The following is a 441-nucleotide window of genomic DNA, read 5'->3' on the forward strand; positions in this document are numbered from 1 at the left end:
GCTGTTGGCTTGGACATCACTATTGACATGATGATCAGTCGCGATGTGGAATGACCGTCCGTCGATAGTAATCGTCATCGCCAACGACTCACTGTCGGCATCGCCATCTTCCTCATCTAACGTTTCTGGGTTAACGATCTCGAAATCCGTCCCGGGCGCTTCGATATTGTCGCCAGTACCACTCTCTAGTTCCGTGTTTTTGTGGTAGGTGAGATCACTCGATGCTTCGGCCGCCTCAATAGCTGCCAGCGCTTCGTCATCAGGTTCCTTACCTTCGGGATCTGCCTCACTTACTTGATTCCAGTAGACTGCTTCAATATCGAATCGATCATCTTCGATCAGATCGTCGACGAATGCAATGTGATCTTCGTGACCGTGCGTGATGACCAATCGGTCGATCGTAATCGGCTCTCCGTATTCACTGTTCTCACGATTCTCGTT

The 441-nt window shown here is 50.1% G+C and carries 1 protein-coding gene; it reads right to left on the reverse strand.

The features are described 5' to 3' along the window. Positions 1–441: MBL fold metallo-hydrolase (locus tag FY251_RS21470; protein ID WP_148416940.1), on the reverse strand; the 441-nt coding region annotated here is incomplete at both ends.

The organism is Haloferax sp. KTX1 (assembly GCF_902410085.1).
Taxonomy (GTDB): Archaea; Halobacteriota; Halobacteria; order Halobacteriales; family Haloferacaceae; genus Haloferax; species Haloferax massiliensis.